Source organism: Gallibacterium anatis DSM 16844 = F 149 (genome assembly GCF_000379785.1).
Classification (GTDB): Bacteria; Pseudomonadota; Gammaproteobacteria; order Enterobacterales; family Pasteurellaceae; genus Gallibacterium; species Gallibacterium anatis.
Window position 1 is genome coordinate 11059 of sequence record NZ_KB903691.1, and the last position, 16122, is coordinate 27180.

A 16122-nucleotide genomic window follows, 5' to 3' on the forward strand; every position below is an offset into this window, starting at 1 on the left:
TGCCTAATGTTAATCGTTTGTTAATATAGACCTATGATGAGGGAATGTCAAAAGGTAGATTATCGGATATTTGATCTAGCTCGCAAAATTTTTTATTTATCTAAAAAAATAAAGCCGAACAATGCATTGCCCGACTTTAAATTGATAAAAATGAGGAATAACCCGTAACTATCTCAAACTAAACGGATCGGTGTAAGGAAGAATACCGGTTTTCAACATTTTGCTAACATTGCTACCGTGGCGATTACCCAATCCCGAAATTTCGAAATTAATGCCAAATGAATGGTTATAGTAGGTATCATTTAATGACGAATACTTCCCATCCGGCGATGCGATGAGGTAACGTCTTGCCCCAACGCTCAACTTCCAACAACAGGTGCTGTATTCCACCCCCAAATACTGCTCAACCGGTTTATCCAATTCTGTATCTTGGTAAATGTGTCCAACCATTGCCCAATTATCATTAAGCTGCCACGCTGCCGCCATTCCAACCTGACGAATACTTTGTCCATAAGAATTCGCACCTACTAAATTTTGATCAATATACTCTTTGCTGGCATAACGATAACTCAATTGGATCAAATTTTCACCGGACGGACGATACTCCAACGCAGTGTTCATCAATGATGTCTGTTTCAATAAAGTGTCATATTGATAACTGCCTTTCCAATTCCATTGATCACTGATTTTCCAGTTGGTATCCAGTGCCCAAGAAGAGGAGGAACGTTGAGTACGATGTTCCGGATCACTATCAATTTTTGCCGGTGTTAAATAGAAAATTTGCCCAAGTGAAAGGTTAAAACGTTCGTCCGCATTTTTGTCAAACCAACGTGTTGTACCTCCAACAGTAACCTGATTAGCGGAAGCAATGCGGTCTAAACCGCTATAACGACGATCACGGAATAAGGAAAAATAATCTTGTTGCAATAACACCGAATCATAACCGAAACCTAAATAACGATATTTATCGGTTCCGATATTGCTTTGATCGCGATACGGGCGATATAAATATTGCACTTTTGGTTCAAGCGTTTGTGTGTATCCCTCAAATAAAGATTGATTGCTTGCCAAGACGGTCGCTAATTCTGCTTTAAATTGCGGAATCACACGATTTACCGAATGCTCTATGGCATAAGCATCATCCGCATTTCCCTCTTTTTGACGATAATGTGTCGCATACAGTTTGGTTTCTAAGTTCAAGCTGCCATAACGATTCGCCAACGGCATTGACAAGGTAGGTTCAGCGTGGAAACGCCAAGCAGAAGGCATTTTTTCACTGTCATTTTTAAACTGCACTGCTTGCGCAAAAAGTGAAAAATCAAGACGATCATCCCATAAGGCATCTCGATAATAATTAAAATCTATCTGCGGCAGTGTTCTATACGGCCCTGCACCGGTTAAAGTATCAAACACTTGGAATTGGGTTGCGGAAACGGTTAAGTTATAATTCGGCTTGTAATAGCTCAAAGCAAAACTTTGTGTCGCATAGCCGTCAGTACTGCTACCGTAAGGCGAAGTGAAATCATTAAAATACTGTTTATCACTCACTTTGGTATAATTTACATTAAAACGCCAACTATCCCACAATGAACCACTGTTGCGCCAATATAATAAGTAACGAGGATCATCCGCTTTATAATCTTCGTAACGATCATCTTTAATATATTCACCAGCTAACACACCTGAACCTAAAATATTGAGATAACGCGCTTCACCCAACATCTGCCAACCACGACGACTCATATATTTTGGTGTCACTGTCATATCATAATTAGGCGCAATGTTAAGATAGATCGGTTGTGCGTAAAAATAGCCGTCATTACCGGACGAACCCATCTCCGGCATCAATAATCCGCTACGGCGGCGATCACCGATTGGAAACTGCACATAAGGGAAATAGAAAACCGGAATATCTTTTACATAAAAAACGGCATTCCATAAATCAGCATACTCCTCTTTAATATGTTGTTTCATCTCGGAGGCGCGTAATTTCCAAGCGTTATTATTCGGCAAGCAAGAAGTAAAAGTAGCATTCTTCAGTAAGCGATAATCTTGCCTTAATTCAGCTTTTTCCGCCGTACCGCGCCCTTGACGGTTAACAAACTGATAATTGGATTGATAGATATCGGCATCTTTTGAATTAAGATGAATATTGGCTTTTTCACCTAAAACGTGTACCAAGTTATCCTGATAATTTAAATTACCATTGATATAGGCATAACGCTGAAGATTATCCTTCTCACCTTTTTGTTCAACAAAAACGGAGTCCGCATTCAATTTGCGATTCCCTTGTTCCACCTGAACATTCCCTTGATATAACGCATTTTTAGGCTGATTAATTTCGGCACTGTCTGCGTCAATATAAACCGGCAACTGATTCGGATCAGTTTTCACCACTTCACCGGTAAAACGAGGCACACCTAATAAGCATTGCGCCGTTAAATCGGCAAAGCTTTGTTGACTGTAAAGTGCCGCCATAATAGATAGGGATAAAAGTGAGTAATATCTTTTCATCTGTTCAATTATCTTTTACTAATGCTGTTTAAATAAGGAGGCATTATAGCCTAAATCCTCATAGAACATAAAAACTTAATCTGCATTTATCTAAAAATGGGTAAAAAAAAGCGGTATTCCACCGCCTAAAAAACATCGACAATTAAAGTTTTGCTGCCAACATCGCTTCCAATTTTTCAATATCTGCGGCAAATTTACGAATGCCTTCTGCCAATTTTTCAACTGCCATCGCATCCATATTATGTTGCCAATAGAACTCGCTTTCGGTCATTGCTGCCGGACGTGCCAATACATCACCTTTATACTCCAATTTACGTGGCAATTCCGCTTCGCTTTCCTGCAACTCTTTCAATAATGCCGGAGAAATGGTTAAGCGATCACAACCTGCCAATTCGGTAATTTCGCCGATATTACGGAAACTTGCTCCCATTACCACAGTTTTATAACCGTACTGTTTGTAATAGTTGTAAATTTTAGTCACAGAAATTACACCCGGATCTTCACTCGGCGCAAACTCTTTCTTATCTCCGTTCGCTTTATACCAGTCTAAAATACGACCGACAAACGGTGAAATAAGATAAACACCTGCTTCCGCACAAGCACGAGCCTGAGCTTCGGAGAATAATAAAGTTAAGTTACAGTTAATACCTTCTTTTTCTAAGATTTCCGCAGCACGGATACCTTGCCAAGTGGAAGCAATTTTAATCAAAATACGATCGTTGCTTACGCCTGCTTCATTATAAAGTGCAATCAGTTTGCGTGCTTTTGCAACGGTTGCTTCAGTATCATAAGATAAACGCGCATCCACTTCAGTGGAAATACGTCCCGGAACGATTTTCAAAATTTCTAAACCGATATTTACGGCTAATTTATCTTCTGCATCAATTAATTGCTGACCTTTATCTGCACTTTTACTTTTTGCATAAGCCACTGCTTCATCAATTAATGCGGCATATTGTGGTAGTTGGGAGGCACTTAACACTAATGATGGATTGGTGGTTGCGTCTTGTGGTTGGTATTTTTTGATTGCTTCAATATCGCCGGTATCGGCAACAACGACTGTCATTTTGCGTAGAGCTTCAAGTTGTGACATAAAATTTACTCCTTAATTTTATTTGAAAAGTGTTGGCATAGTACCACAGAAACAATTACTCTGAGTAGTGCGTTTTCTATTATTGTGATTTACGATATTTAATATTAGCGTAACCGCCTGTTTCAAGATGGGAAACATTGCGCTTAAAGTCCTAATTGCTGCCAAATCTCATCAATTCGTTTCACGACATTCGGATCTTTTTTAATCGGTCTGCCCCATTCTCGTTGCGTTTCGCCTTGCCATTTATTGGTTGCGTCAATGCCCATTTTTGAGCCTAAACCTGCAACCGGCGAAGCAAAATCAAGATAATCTATCGGCGTATTTTCTACCAATGTCACATCTCGTGCCGGATCGCATCTGGTTGTAATTGCCCAAATCACATCTTTCCAATCACGCGCATTGACATCATCATCACAAACCACGACAAATTTGGTATACATAAACTGCCGTAAAAATGACCAAACGCCCATCATTACACGTTTAGCGTGACCGGCATACTGCTTTTTGATCGTCACTACCGCTAAGCGATAAGAGCACCCTTCCGGCGGTAAGTAAAAATCAACAATTTCCGGAAACTGTTTCTGCAAAATAGGAATAAAGACTTCATTCAATGATTCCCCCAACACCGCAGGTTCATCCGGTGGACGGCCGGTATAAGTCGAATGGTAAATCGGGTCTTTACGCATTGTCAGGTGAGTCACGGTAAATACCGGGAAATATTCCTGCTCATTGTAATAACCGGTGTGATCGCCATAAGGCCCTTCTAACGCAGTTTCATTCGGATCAATATATCCTTCCAGCACAATTTCCGCACCGGCAGGAATCTCCAAATCGCAGCTTAATGCTTTTGACACTTCCGTTTTATTACCACGAAGCAAACCGGCAAACGCATATTCGGAAAGCGTATCCGGAATAGGGGTTACCGCACTTAAAATAGTCGCCGGATCAGCCCCCAATGCCACAACAACCGGAAACTTTTCACCCGGATGCACTTCTTGCCACTCTTGGAAATCCAAGGCACCACCACGATGCGATAACCAACGCATAATTAATTTATTTTTGCCAATCAGTTGTTGACGATAAATACCGATATTTTGCCGTTTTTTATAAGGCCCTTTTGTAACAGTTAATCCCCAAGTGATTAAAGGTGCGACATCATCCGGCCAACAGTGCATAATCGGCAAACGGTATAAATCCACCTGCTCACCGCTTAAAACCACATCTTGACACTCCGGTTTACTGATCGTTTTTGTCGGCATATTTAACACAGGGCGAAATTGTGTAATGCTGCTGAACAGATCTTTTATCCCTTTTGGCGGCTCGGGTTCTTTCAAAAATGCCAACAGCTTGCCCACTTCCCGCAATGCGCTGACATCTTCTTGCCCCATTCCCAATGCAACCCGTTTCGGCGTACCGAACAAATTACATAACACAGGCATATCAAATCCTTTCGCATTTTCAAACAACAATGCCGGCCCACCTTTACGCAAAGTACGATCCGCAATTTCTGTCATTTCCAGATACGGATCAACTTCAACCGTAATGCGTTTAAGCTCCCCCTGTTGTTCCAACAATGCAATAAATTCACGCAAATTTTTATATTTCACCCTCTGCCCCTTATTAAGCCAACACGATCCAAGCCAATAAAATCGCTAAGATAAAACGATATATCGCAAAAGAAACGAATGAGATTTTACCGATTAAATGTAAGAATGTCCGAATGGCAATCATTGCAACAATAAATGCAGTCACAAAACCGACCGCGAATAACGGCAGATCATCCCACGAAAGAAAAGGAAGGCTTTTATATAAATCTAATGCAGTTGCACCAATCATCATCGGCACTGCCAAAATAAATGAATATTCTGCCGCCGCTTTTTTTCCTACCCCCATCAGTAAACCACCGGAAATAGTGGCACCTGAACGAGAAAAACCGGGAAATAATGCCAAGCATTGGAATAGCCCGATCGCAAACGCCTGACGGTAAGTAATTTGATCCAACTCTTCCGCATATGCCGGTTGCGGACGGAATTTTTCCGCCAAAATCAATAAAATACCACCGGCAACCAAAGCACCGATCACATTATGAATATTGAACCAAGATTTGATCGTGGAATGAAAAACTAACCCCAACACCACTGCCGGGATCATCCCTAAAATAATGTGTATTAAATTTAAGTGAGCTTTGTTCTGATCCACTTTTTCACCGAAATGAATACCGATCAATCCGAACATTTTGCGCCAGTACACAAAAATAACTGCCAAAATCGACCCTAATTGGATAATCACTTCAAACGTTGCCGCTTTTTGACCTTCAAAGCCAAGAAAATGACCGGCAATAATCATATGTCCGGTTGATGAAACAGGTAAAAATTCGGTTAAGCCTTCAACACAACCTAAAATGAAAGCAATCAATAATTCAGACATTCAAAACTCCTGCTTACGGCAACATTTTGCCAAGTTGTTTACCACCGACTAAGTGCATATGTAGATGAAACACCTCCTGTCCGCCGTGTTTATTACAATTCACCACCAGGCGATAACCGTCTTCGGCAATACCATGTTCTTTTGCAATTTTCGCAGCAATGACAAACAGATGCCCTAAAACCTGTTCATCTTCCGCTGTAACATCATTGACAGTTGGGATAATTTTATTCGGAATAATTAAAATATGTGTCGGTGCTTGCGGAGCAATATCGCGAAATGCTGTAACCAGCTCATCCTGATAGACAATATCTGCCGGAATTTCTTTACGGATAATTTTGCTAAAGATAGTTTCTGCTGCCATAACTTTTCTCCTTAAAAAATAAATAATAGTATGGAAGGTTAAAAGAACTCGCCTATTATAAAGGCTTTTTTATCGTTATGCTTGTAAAAGAGCAGAAAACTTCCTCACATTGTTTCAAAACAACTTTTTAACAATATTTCAATAACTTACTTTGAAATTTGATCTGTATCAACGATACCTCAAAACGGTAATTTCTAAACACTGAATTTGCTATTTATTCCCACTAAAACTCCCTATAATTAGCAAAATTTTTGAAAATATAAAATTTTTTTGAAGGAAATCGTGTTTATGAAAGATGCGACAACTATTGCACTGAATCCGACACAGATGACAGATCTGGCGGAAGATGTTGCCGCTTATAAAGCACAGAAAAAACCTTTTCTCTCTTTTGCTTCCGGTATTTCCGCCGGTGCCTGTATTGCACTTGCCTTTGTGTTTTACACCACAACACAAACCGGATTAACCAATGCTTCGTGGGGATTGGCCAAACTCGTTGGCGGTTTGGTTTTCTCTCTTGGCGTCATTATGGTAGTGATTTTAGGAACAGAACTTTTTACTTCCTCCACATTAACTGCCACCGCCAAAGCTTCCGGCAGAATTACTGCTGTACAAATGCTACGCAACTGGATTGTTGTTTATTTCGGTAATTTTGTAGGCAGTTTAATCATTGTGGCATTAATCTGGTTCGCCGGGCAAACAATGGCTGCGGAAGGGCAATGGGGATTAACCATTCTAAAAACTGCACAGCATAAAATTCACCATACGTGGTTAGAAGCTTTTTGCTTAGGCATTTTGTGCAACATTATGGTTTGTGTCGCCATTTGGATGGCTTATTCCGGACGGACGGTAACCGATAAAGCATTAATTATGATTTTACCGATTGGGATGTTTGTAGCTTCAGGTTTTGAACACTGTGTAGCAAATATGTTTATGATTCCAATGGGTATTTTAACAGCACATTATAGTGATGCCGCATTTTGGCAGCAGTTAGGAATTGAGGCTTCGCAGTTTGCCGATTTAGATTTCTACCATTTTATTGTGAAGAATTTAATCCCTGTCACATTAGGTAACATTATTGGTGGTGCGGTTTGTATTGGCTTATTCCATCGCTTTTTAGCCAAAGCGCACTAAAGCATTTATTTTTATTCATTATTCAATTAAGGAAATGATTATGACTCGACTAACAGAGCAACAACAAAAAGCATGGGCCGGATTTGAAGCCGGTGACTGGCAAGAAAACGTCAATGTACGTGATTTTATTCAACGCAACTACACTCCGTATGAAGGTGACGAATCTTTCTTAGCCGGTGCTACTGCTGCGACTACCAAACTTTGGGACAAAGTCATGGAAGGTATTAAAGAGGAAAACCGTACTCACGAACCTCTTGATTTTGATACAGACATTCCTTCAACAATCATTTCTCACCCAGCAGGATACATTGAGAAAGAGTTGGAACAAATCGTTGGTTTACAAACTGATGCGCCATTAAAACGTGCCATTATTCCATTCGGCGGCATTAAAATGGTTGAAGGATCTTGTAAGGTATATGGCCGTGAACTAGATCCTCAAGTGAAAAAAATCTTCACTGAATACCGTAAAACACATAACCAAGGTGTATTCGATGTTTATACTCCGGATATTTTACGTTGCCGTAAATCAGGTGTATTAACCGGTTTGCCTGATGCTTACGGTCGTGGACGTATTATCGGTGACTATCGTCGTGTTGCCCTATATGGTATCGACTTCCTAATGGCTGACAAATATAAACAATTCTCTTCACTTCAACCACGCTTAGAAAGCGGTGAAGATCTTGAAATGACTATCCAATTACGTGAAGAAATTGCTGAACAACATCGCGCATTGGGTCAAATCAAACAAATGGCAGCAACTTACGGTTATGATATTTCCGGTCCGGCAACCAATGCTAAAGAAGCTGTTCAATGGACTTACTTCGGTTATTTAGCGGCAGTTAAATCACAAAACGGTGCGGCAATGTCTTTCGGTCGTGTTTCTTCATTCTTAGATATTTATATCGAACGTGACCTTAAAGCCGGCAAACTTACTGAAGAACAGGCTCAAGAATTAATCGACCACTTAGTAATGAAATTACGTATGGTGCGTTTCTTACGTACACCTGAATACGATCAATTATTCTCCGGCGACCCAATTTGGGCAACAGAATCTCTTGGTGGTATGGGCTTAGACGGACGTACTTTAGTGACTAAAAACACTTTCCGTTTCTTGAATACCCTTTACACTATGGGACCATCACCTGAACCAAATATGACAATCCTTTGGTCAGAACAGTTACCGGAAAACTTCAAACGTTTCTGTGCAAAAGTTTCTATTGATACCTCTTCCGTACAATATGAAAACGATGATTTAATGCGTCCAGATTTCAATAGTGATGATTATGCTATTGCTTGCTGTGTGAGTCCAATGGTTGTTGGTAAACAAATGCAATTCTTCGGTGCGCGTGCTAACTTAGCGAAAACAATGCTTTACTCTATCAACGGCGGTGTTGATGAGAAAAACGGTATGCAAGTTGGTCCAAAAACAGAACCAATCAAAACTGAATATCTTGACTACGATGATGTAATGACTCGTATGGACAGCTTTATGGATTGGTTGGCAAAACAATATGTTACTGCCTTGAACATCATCCACTATATGCACGATAAATACAGCTATGAAGCTGCATTAATGGCATTACACGATCGTGATGTTTATCGCACAATGGCTTGCGGTATCGCCGGATTATCCGTTGCGGCAGACTCACTTTCTGCGATCAAATATGCAAAAGTTAAACCTATCCGTGGCGACATCAAAGATAAAGATGGTAATGTTGTGGCTAAAGATATTGCTATCGACTTTGAAATTGAAGGTGAATATCCTCAATTCGGTAACAACGACAGCCGTGTAGATGAAATCGCTTGCGATTTGGTTGAACGCTTTATGAAGAAAATTCAAAAACTTAAAACTTACCGCAATGCAGTGCCTACTCAATCTGTATTGACCATTACTTCTAACGTGGTTTACGGTAAGAAAACCGGTAATACTCCGGACGGTCGTCGTGCCGGTGCTCCATTCGGACCAGGTGCAAACCCAATGCACGGTCGTGACCAAAAAGGTGCGGTAGCTTCATTAACTTCTGTGGCTAAATTGCCATTCGCATACGCGAAAGACGGTATCTCTTATACCTTCTCAATCGTACCAAATGCGTTAGGTAAAGATTACGAAGCACAAAAACGCAATTTAGCAGGCTTAATGGACGGTTATTTCCACCACGAAGCAACTGTTGAAGGCGGACAACACTTGAATGTGAACGTAATGAACCGTGAAATGTTGTTAGATGCAATGGAAAACCCGGAAAAATATCCACAATTAACCATTCGTGTTTCCGGTTATGCAGTGCGTTTCAACTCTTTAACTAAAGAGCAACAACAAGACGTTATTACTCGTACCTTCACACAAACTATGTAATGTAATTTAATTACTACTTATTGAAAAACTGCCTTTCGGGGCAGTTTTTTTATATCCCTCATTCAAAAATTAAACATAATTCAAAAATATCCGGTTTATTTATATCTTATTTAACTTTTCTGATTTTTCTTAAAAAAAATTAGCCTTTTTTTTGCCTCGCTTGCTACACTGTTTAACAGTTCAAACATAACAACAAAATAGGAAGGCAAACATATGAATGACTTAACACTTTTATTCGAAAAAATTAAACAACGTGATCCGAACCAAGCACCATTTCATCAAGCCGTTGAAGAGGTTTTCGGTAGTCTAGCACCTTTTATCGCCAAACATCCGAAATATGCACAACAAGGCTTACTTGAACGTATCGTTGAACCGGAACGAGTAGTAATGTTCCGAGTATCTTGGGTTGATGACAAAGGTCAAGTGCAAGTAAATCGTGGTTATCGTATTCAAATGAACTCCGCCATCGGTCCTTATAAAGGCGGATTACGCTTCCACCCAACTGTTGATCTTGGTGTCTTAAAATTCCTTGCTTTTGAACAAGTCTTCAAAAATGCTTTAACCACCTTGCCAATGGGTGGCGGCAAAGGCGGCTCTGATTTTGATCCTAAAGGCAAATCCGATGCGGAAGTAATGCGTTTCTGCCAAGCATTTATGACCGAACTTTCTCGTCACATCGGCGCCGATCTTGATGTACCTGCCGGTGATATTGGCGTTGGTGGACGTGAAATCGGCTATCTATTTGGGCAGTACAAACGTGTTCGTAATGAATTTGCTTCTGTATTAACCGGAAAAGGCTTGCCTTACGGCGGTAGTTTGATTCGTCCGGAAGCCACCGGTTACGGTGTGGTGTACTTCGCACAAAGTATGTTAAAAACCAAAGGACAAAGCATTGAAGGTAAACGCGTGCTTATTTCTGGTTCAGGTAATGTGGCGCAGTATGCGGCTGAAAAAGCGATCCAATTAGGCGCGAAAGTGTTGACTCTTTCCGACTCAAACGGTTTTGTTAAATTTGCCGACAGCGGTATGACTGAAGCGCAACTCGCTGCCTTAATTGAATTAAAAGAGGTTCGCCGCGAACGTATTGCCGTTTATGCCAAAGAACAAGGCTTAGAATATTTTGCCAACCAAAAACCTTGGGGAATTCCTTGTGATGTCGCACTACCTTGCGCAACGCAAAATGAATTGGATGCAGAAGATGCCAAAACATTATTGAGCAACGGTTGTATCTGTGTTGCCGAAGGGGCGAATATGCCATCTACTTTAGGGGCTGTAAACGTATTTATCGATGCCAAAATTCTTTATGCACCGGGTAAAGCCAGCAATGCCGGCGGGGTGGCAACATCAGGATTGGAAATGAGCCAAAATGCGATTCGTTTATCTTGGAGTCGTGAAGAAGTGGATCAACGCCTTTTCGACATTATGGCAAATATCCACGAAAACTGCGTTGCTAACGGTAGTGAAAACGGCTACATCAACTATGTAAACGGCGCCAATATTGCCGGTTTCCGCAAAGTGGCTGATGCAATGCTAGCACAAGGTATCGTATAACCCTTTTCCACAATTCCTTTTATCTCTTGAAGATGGGCATTCCCCATCTTCTTTTTTACTATTCTAACCATTCCTTCTTCAAAAAAGATCAGCATTATTCAATATTATTTTAAATGCAGATTTCTTATAACATTTCCAATTACCATCATATCTTTATTCCTTTTAGTTATAAAAAATAATAAAAAGTGCTAAATAGCCATCTAGCCGTATAGAAATAAATTTATATAATGCCTTTATGTTTTAGTTTAAATGGACTCTGAAAATGGATTGGCAATACGTTGTTAATGCAATTCCAAAATTTATTGATGCAACCTTACTCACGCTTTATTTAGCGGGAGCCGGTATTATTTTCTCGCTCATCATCGGCATTATCTGTGCAGTGCTGCTGGTGTATCCGGTACGGGTTTTATCTCGTATCACTAAGGCTTATATTGAAATTTCTCGTAACACACCGCTGTTGATACAGATTTTCTTTCTCTACTTCGGTGTAGCCAAACTTGGCATTAAACTCGATAGCATTACTTGTGCCATTATTAGCCTTGCATTCCTTGGCGGAAGTTATATGGCTGAAGCCTTCCGAGGCGGATTATTGGCCGTTTCCAAAGGGCAGATCGAATCGGCATTAAGCATTGGATTAACGCCTTTCCAAGTGTTCCGTTATGTGATTTTTCCGCAAGCCTTCGCCGTTGCCATTCCGGCAATTGGCGCAAATTGCCTGTTCTTAATCAAAGAAACCTCAATCGTCAGTGCTATCGCAATTACTGAATTGATGTTCCTTGCCAAAGAGATTATTGGAATGGATTACAAAACCAATGAAGCGCTGTTCTTATTAATGCTCTTTTATTTGATTGTGTTATTACCGTTATCCATTTTCGTACGCTATTTAGAAAAACGTCAACGGAGGGCAAGTTATGGGATTTGATGGTCTATTTTCGCTTACCAATTTATGGCGTTTATTAGAAGGATTGGGGCTTACTATCTATATTTCATTCGTTGCCATTTTCTTTTCCGCTATTTTCGGCACATTAATGGGAATTGCAATGACCAGCAAAAATCGCCTAATTCGCTATTTTTGCCAGATTTACTTAGAGATCGTGCGAGTTACGCCACTGTTAGCCTTGCTTTTCGTTAGCTATTTCGGCTTAGCAAAATGGTTCAATCTGCATTTAAACAGTGAACTGGTCTGCATCATTGTCTTTATTTTTTGGGGAACGGCGGAAATGGGAGATTTAGTCAGAGGAGCGATCACCTCAATTGACCGCCACCAGTCGGAATCCGCTTTAGCATTGGGTTTAAGTAAAGCACAAACATTCCGTTACATTCTATTGCCCCTAAGCGTGAAATGTGCATTGCCATCCGTGATTAATCTTTTCACGCGAATGGTGAAAACCAGCTCGCTGGCAATGCTGATCGGTACTTTGGAAGTGATTAAAGTGGGGCAACAAATTATTGAAACTTCACTGTTTGCGATGCCTACCGCTTCATTTTGGATTTACGGTTTAATTATGTTGATGTATTTCGTGATCTGCTATCCATTATCTTGGTTTGCCGGTCGTTTAGAGAAAAAGAATTAGGATTTAGTTATGCCATTATTAGAAATCAAAAATTTAGTCAAAAATTATGCCGACAGAACTGTTCTAAAAGGGATTAATCTCAGTGTCGAACAAGGTGAAGTGGTCGTAATTTTAGGACCTTCCGGTTGCGGCAAAAGCACATTATTACGTTGTATCAATGGTTTAGAGCCAATTCAATCAGGCGAATTATTATTGTCGCAACAACAGTTAGGTACAGATATTCGATGGGTCGAGGCTCGCCAACATATCGGAATGGTTTTTCAAAGTTATGAACTTTTTTCTCATATGACAGTGATTGAAAACATTCTGCTCGGGCCATTAAAAGTGCAGAAGCGCCAACGCGCTGAAGTTGAACAACAGGCGGATTTATTGCTGAAACGTATCGGACTTTACGAACGCAAAAATGCTTATCCGCGAGAACTTTCCGGTGGCCAAAAACAACGTATCGCCATTGTTCGTGCTTTATGTATGAACCCCAATATTATGTTATTTGATGAAGTCACCGCTGCGCTTGATCCGGAAATGGTGCGCGAGGTTTTGGATGTAATTCTAGAACTTGCCAAAGAAGGAATGACAATGTTGATTGTTACTCACGAAATGGCATTCGCTCGTCAAGTGGCAGACCGCATCATTTTTATGGATCAGGGCAATATTATCGAACAAAGTGCCCCTGAACCATTTTTCAGTCAGCCACAAACAGATCGTGCGAAAGCCTTTCTAAATCTATTAAATTACTAACCATAAGGAGCTTTTTATGAAATTTGCTAAAAAATTAACTGCTGCATTATTCGCCACCACACTGGCTTTAGGGCTTACCGCTTGCGGTGATAACGATAAAGCGGACGGCGTCAAATCACAACTTGCACAAATTCAAGAAGCGGGTAAAGTTCGTATTGGCGTCTTCAGTGATAAACCACCATTCGGTTATGTTGACGGACAAGGCAAAAGTCAGGGTTTTGATGTTGAAATCGGCAAAGAAATTGCTAAAGATTTAGTCGGCGATGAAAACAAAGCGGAATTTGTTTTAGTCGAAGCCGCTAACCGCGCCGAATATCTACTTTCTAACAAAGTGGATATTATTCTTGCCAACTTCACTGTCACCCCTGCACGAAAAGAGGTGGTCGACTTTGCTAATCCTTATATGAAAGTGGCTCTAGGTGTTGTGTCTGAAGAGGGTTCAGTTATCACTGATATTCAGCAATTAACCGATAAAACTTTATTGGTGAATAAAGGCACTACCGCCGATGCTTTCTTCACCAAAAATTATCCTAATATCAAATTATTAAAATTCGAACAAAATACTGAAACCTTTGATGCCTTAAAAGACGGACGTGGCGATGCATTAGCACACGACAATACACTATTATTCGCTTGGGCGAAAAATAATCCGGGCTATACCGTTGGTGTGCGTAGCTTAGGCGAACAAGAATTCATCGCACCGGCAGTACAAAAAAATCAACCAGAATTATTAAAATGGTTAAATGATGAAATCGTAAAACTAACTAAAGAGGGCAAAATTAAAGCCGCTTACGAAAAAACACTCCATCCGGTTTACGGCGACACCATCAGCGAATCTGATATTTTAGTGGATTATCAGTAATAGACAAAAAAGGTAGAGGCTTAGCCTTTACCTTTTATAACTTCTCATCTACCAACGATGCCAATGCCGATGATGCCAACGTGGTCCTAAATCGTATGGTGGAAAATCATCATAATAAAATTGCCGCTCAATCTCCATCTGTCGGATTTGTTGCTGAGCCATATAATTTTGTAATGCCAATTTATAACAGGATTGGAACATTGGATCATTCACCCGCTTAGTATATTCCGCTTTGAATGCTTTCTGCTCTTTTTCTGTTAAGCCAATATCCTGATCAAACTGACGCTTCATTAAATATGCCGTTTCTTCATCACACTGTTTTGCCAAAGCAACCTGTAGCGCCTGCTGCTGCCGAATTTGAGCCTCCTCTCTAGCTCGCTGTTGCTCCGGTGTCAAAGCACAAGCGGTTAGGAGGACAACAAGACTCATAATCAATATTCGTTTCATAATCTCACCTTATATCTTCACAAGATTCTGTGAGATTAGAATACTACCAATAACAATTAAAAAACAGTAAATGATTTTATGATAATTAATATTATATTTATGCATCAATTGGTATCCGAATAATCCAAGTAGTAATCCTATAATAAATGCAGGAAACATACTTACTATGTGAGAAAAGACCTCTCCTGTTAGCAAATCTTTATTCCAAAATCCTATAATTGCACCTATCATTTGCAGCATAAAGAAAGACACTAATGTTGCTTTAGTTTCATCATTTGTCCAAGGCATCATTGAGGTATAAGCTATAACTGGTGGACCTGCCTCCCCTACGCTGGCTCCCATAGATCCGGACAAAAATCCCATTAACAAACTAATAGGGTACGACTCTTTTTTTATCAAACTCACTGTGGAAAAGAGAGAATATAAACTGGATACAACCAGTATTATTCCCATAGAGATTAAAATAACTTCTGAAGGAAGATATTTTAATAGATTAGCTCCTAATAAAGAGCCAGGCAAAGAGCCAACAAATAAGATTAATGTAATTTTCCACTTTATATTTTTTCTCATTTTCCAAACAATAGGAAATGTTACCAACCAACCAAAAATACCAGCAATAGGAATCGCCAATTTAACATCTAAACACATAGAGAGTAGAGGGACAGAAACTAATGCCAACCCAAATCCAGTTAGTCCTTGAGTAAAACTCCCTAAAAATATAATACAAGAAAGTATTAACAATACATTAATATCCATAAATCCCTCTAATATTTTATACTAAAAGAAAATATTGTTTTTTGACGATATATCATATTAGGTTCTAGAAGCACACTTGGGAAAGAAACCTTTGGGCTTGTTATCTCGGTGCATATACCCGCTTTCAGGGTCGGTATTGCTCACGCGGGTGTCTTTGACTTCGACGGCTTTCTCACTCGCCTTTAACGGCTTTTTTCCCTTTGCTTCCCTCACTTTTGCCACATCTTCGTTGAGCATAGCGATATAGTGGCTCACTCGAACTGCTCGCTTTTCATTATGCTTTTTGTTTTTATTAGCACTGGCTTTCAAGTGGGT

14 protein-coding genes and 1 pseudogene are annotated in these 16122 nt (G+C 40.1%); 7 read left to right on the forward strand and 8 right to left on the reverse strand.

Translation table 11 applies throughout. From position 1 onward, the window contains the following. Positions 1 to 168 precede the first annotated feature (168 nt). The 5 genes from lptD to hinT form a co-directional block, all read right to left on the reverse strand. Positions 169 to 2514, reverse strand: coding sequence for an LPS assembly protein LptD (lptD, locus tag A3EO_RS0105300; protein WP_018346303.1), 2346 nt, complete (start codon positions 2512 to 2514; stop codon positions 169 to 171). A gap of 142 nt (positions 2515 to 2656) precedes the next feature. Continuing rightward, positions 2657 to 3607 (reverse strand): transaldolase, encoded by a 951-nt coding sequence (gene tal / locus A3EO_RS0105305; RefSeq protein WP_018346304.1) that lies wholly within the window; start codon positions 3605 to 3607, stop codon positions 2657 to 2659. Positions 3608 to 3750: 143 nt separating this feature from the next. Next, positions 3751 to 5214 (reverse strand): 4-hydroxy-3-polyprenylbenzoate decarboxylase, encoded by a 1464-nt coding sequence (ubiD, locus tag A3EO_RS0105310; RefSeq protein WP_018346305.1) that lies wholly within the window; start codon positions 5212 to 5214, stop codon positions 3751 to 3753. A gap of 13 nt (positions 5215 to 5227) precedes the next feature. Beyond that, a complete protein-coding gene (gene bacA, locus A3EO_RS0105315) occupies positions 5228 to 6034 on the reverse strand; it encodes an undecaprenyl-diphosphate phosphatase (protein WP_018346306.1) in 807 nt (268 codons plus the stop codon). Positions 6035 to 6047: 13 nt separating this feature from the next. Continuing rightward, positions 6048 to 6395: a purine nucleoside phosphoramidase gene (gene hinT, locus A3EO_RS0105320; protein WP_018346307.1), complete on the reverse strand. Its 348-nt coding sequence runs from the start codon at positions 6393 to 6395 to the stop codon at positions 6048 to 6050. A gap of 288 nt (positions 6396 to 6683) precedes the next feature. Here hinT and focA point away from each other — a divergent pair, with 288 nt between their 5' ends. The 7 genes from focA to A3EO_RS0105355 all read left to right on the forward strand — a co-directional run bounded on the left by focA (position 6684) and on the right by A3EO_RS0105355 (position 14604). Beyond that, a complete protein-coding gene (gene focA, locus A3EO_RS0105325; RefSeq protein ID WP_018346308.1) occupies positions 6684 to 7526 on the forward strand; it encodes a formate transporter FocA in 843 nt (280 codons plus the stop codon). Between the two features lie 40 nt (positions 7527 to 7566). Next, positions 7567 to 9879, forward strand: a complete 2313-nt coding sequence (gene pflB, locus A3EO_RS0105330; protein WP_018346309.1) for a formate C-acetyltransferase — start codon at positions 7567 to 7569, stop codon at positions 9877 to 9879. Positions 9880 to 10092: 213 nt separating this feature from the next. Next, positions 10093 to 11430 (forward strand): NADP-specific glutamate dehydrogenase, encoded by a 1338-nt coding sequence (gene gdhA / locus A3EO_RS0105335; RefSeq protein WP_013746694.1) that lies wholly within the window; start codon positions 10093 to 10095, stop codon positions 11428 to 11430. A gap of 262 nt (positions 11431 to 11692) precedes the next feature. Then, positions 11693 to 12352: an amino acid ABC transporter permease gene (locus A3EO_RS0105340; RefSeq protein ID WP_018346310.1), complete on the forward strand. Its 660-nt coding sequence runs from the start codon at positions 11693 to 11695 to the stop codon at positions 12350 to 12352. Then, complete coding sequence (locus A3EO_RS0105345; RefSeq protein WP_018346311.1) at positions 12342 to 13004, forward strand: amino acid ABC transporter permease; 663 nt, start codon at positions 12342 to 12344, stop codon at positions 13002 to 13004. The genes A3EO_RS0105340 and A3EO_RS0105345 overlap by 11 nt, the downstream gene beginning before the upstream one ends. Before the next feature lie 9 nt (positions 13005 to 13013). Continuing rightward, entirely contained in the window at positions 13014 to 13742 is a 729-nt protein-coding gene (locus A3EO_RS0105350) for an amino acid ABC transporter ATP-binding protein (protein ID WP_018346312.1), read from the forward strand. 16 nt (positions 13743 to 13758) lie between these two features. Next, positions 13759 to 14604: a cysteine ABC transporter substrate-binding protein gene (locus A3EO_RS0105355; protein ID WP_018346313.1), complete on the forward strand. Its 846-nt coding sequence runs from the start codon at positions 13759 to 13761 to the stop codon at positions 14602 to 14604. Positions 14605 to 14652: 48 nt separating this feature from the next. Here the strand turns inward: A3EO_RS0105355 and A3EO_RS0105360 are convergent, their stop codons facing one another. The 3 genes and pseudogenes from A3EO_RS0105360 to A3EO_RS12695 form a co-directional block, all read right to left on the reverse strand. Continuing rightward, positions 14653 to 15051 (reverse strand): hypothetical protein, encoded by a 399-nt coding sequence (locus A3EO_RS0105360; RefSeq protein ID WP_018346314.1) that lies wholly within the window; start codon positions 15049 to 15051, stop codon positions 14653 to 14655. Between the two features lie 9 nt (positions 15052 to 15060). Next, positions 15061 to 15807, reverse strand: coding sequence for a sulfite exporter TauE/SafE family protein (locus tag A3EO_RS0105365; protein WP_018346315.1), 747 nt, complete (start codon positions 15805 to 15807; stop codon positions 15061 to 15063). 81 nt (positions 15808 to 15888) lie between these two features. Continuing rightward, positions 15889 to 16122, reverse strand: a pseudogene (locus tag A3EO_RS12695) (IS5/IS1182 family transposase); the annotation flags it as partial.

Bases quoted from the DNA above. Each gene is read 5' to 3' on its own strand.
- A3EO_RS0105340 (WP_018346310.1), top strand. From the start codon at position 11,693: ATGGATTGGCAATACGTTGTTAATGCAATTCCAAAATTTATTGATGCA.
- hinT (WP_018346307.1), bottom strand. From the start codon at position 6,395: ATGGCAGCAGAAACTATCTTTAGCAAAATTATCCGTAAAGAAATTCCG.
- bacA (WP_018346306.1), bottom strand. From the start codon at position 6,034: ATGTCTGAATTATTGATTGCTTTCATTTTAGGTTGTGTTGAAGGCTTA.
- A3EO_RS0105355 (WP_018346313.1), top strand. From the start codon at position 13,759: ATGAAATTTGCTAAAAAATTAACTGCTGCATTATTCGCCACCACACTG.
- A3EO_RS0105350 (WP_018346312.1), top strand. From the start codon at position 13,014: ATGCCATTATTAGAAATCAAAAATTTAGTCAAAAATTATGCCGACAGA.
- gdhA (WP_013746694.1), top strand. From the start codon at position 10,093: ATGAATGACTTAACACTTTTATTCGAAAAAATTAAACAACGTGATCCG.
- focA (WP_018346308.1), top strand. From the start codon at position 6,684: ATGAAAGATGCGACAACTATTGCACTGAATCCGACACAGATGACAGAT.
- pflB (WP_018346309.1), top strand. From the start codon at position 7,567: ATGACTCGACTAACAGAGCAACAACAAAAAGCATGGGCCGGATTTGAA.
- A3EO_RS0105360 (WP_018346314.1), bottom strand. From the start codon at position 15,051: ATGAAACGAATATTGATTATGAGTCTTGTTGTCCTCCTAACCGCTTGT.
- A3EO_RS0105345 (WP_018346311.1), top strand. From the start codon at position 12,342: ATGGGATTTGATGGTCTATTTTCGCTTACCAATTTATGGCGTTTATTA.
- tal (WP_018346304.1), bottom strand. From the start codon at position 3,607: ATGTCACAACTTGAAGCTCTACGCAAAATGACAGTCGTTGTTGCCGAT.
- A3EO_RS0105365 (WP_018346315.1), bottom strand. From the start codon at position 15,807: ATGGATATTAATGTATTGTTAATACTTTCTTGTATTATATTTTTAGGG.
- lptD (WP_018346303.1), bottom strand. From the start codon at position 2,514: ATGAAAAGATATTACTCACTTTTATCCCTATCTATTATGGCGGCACTT.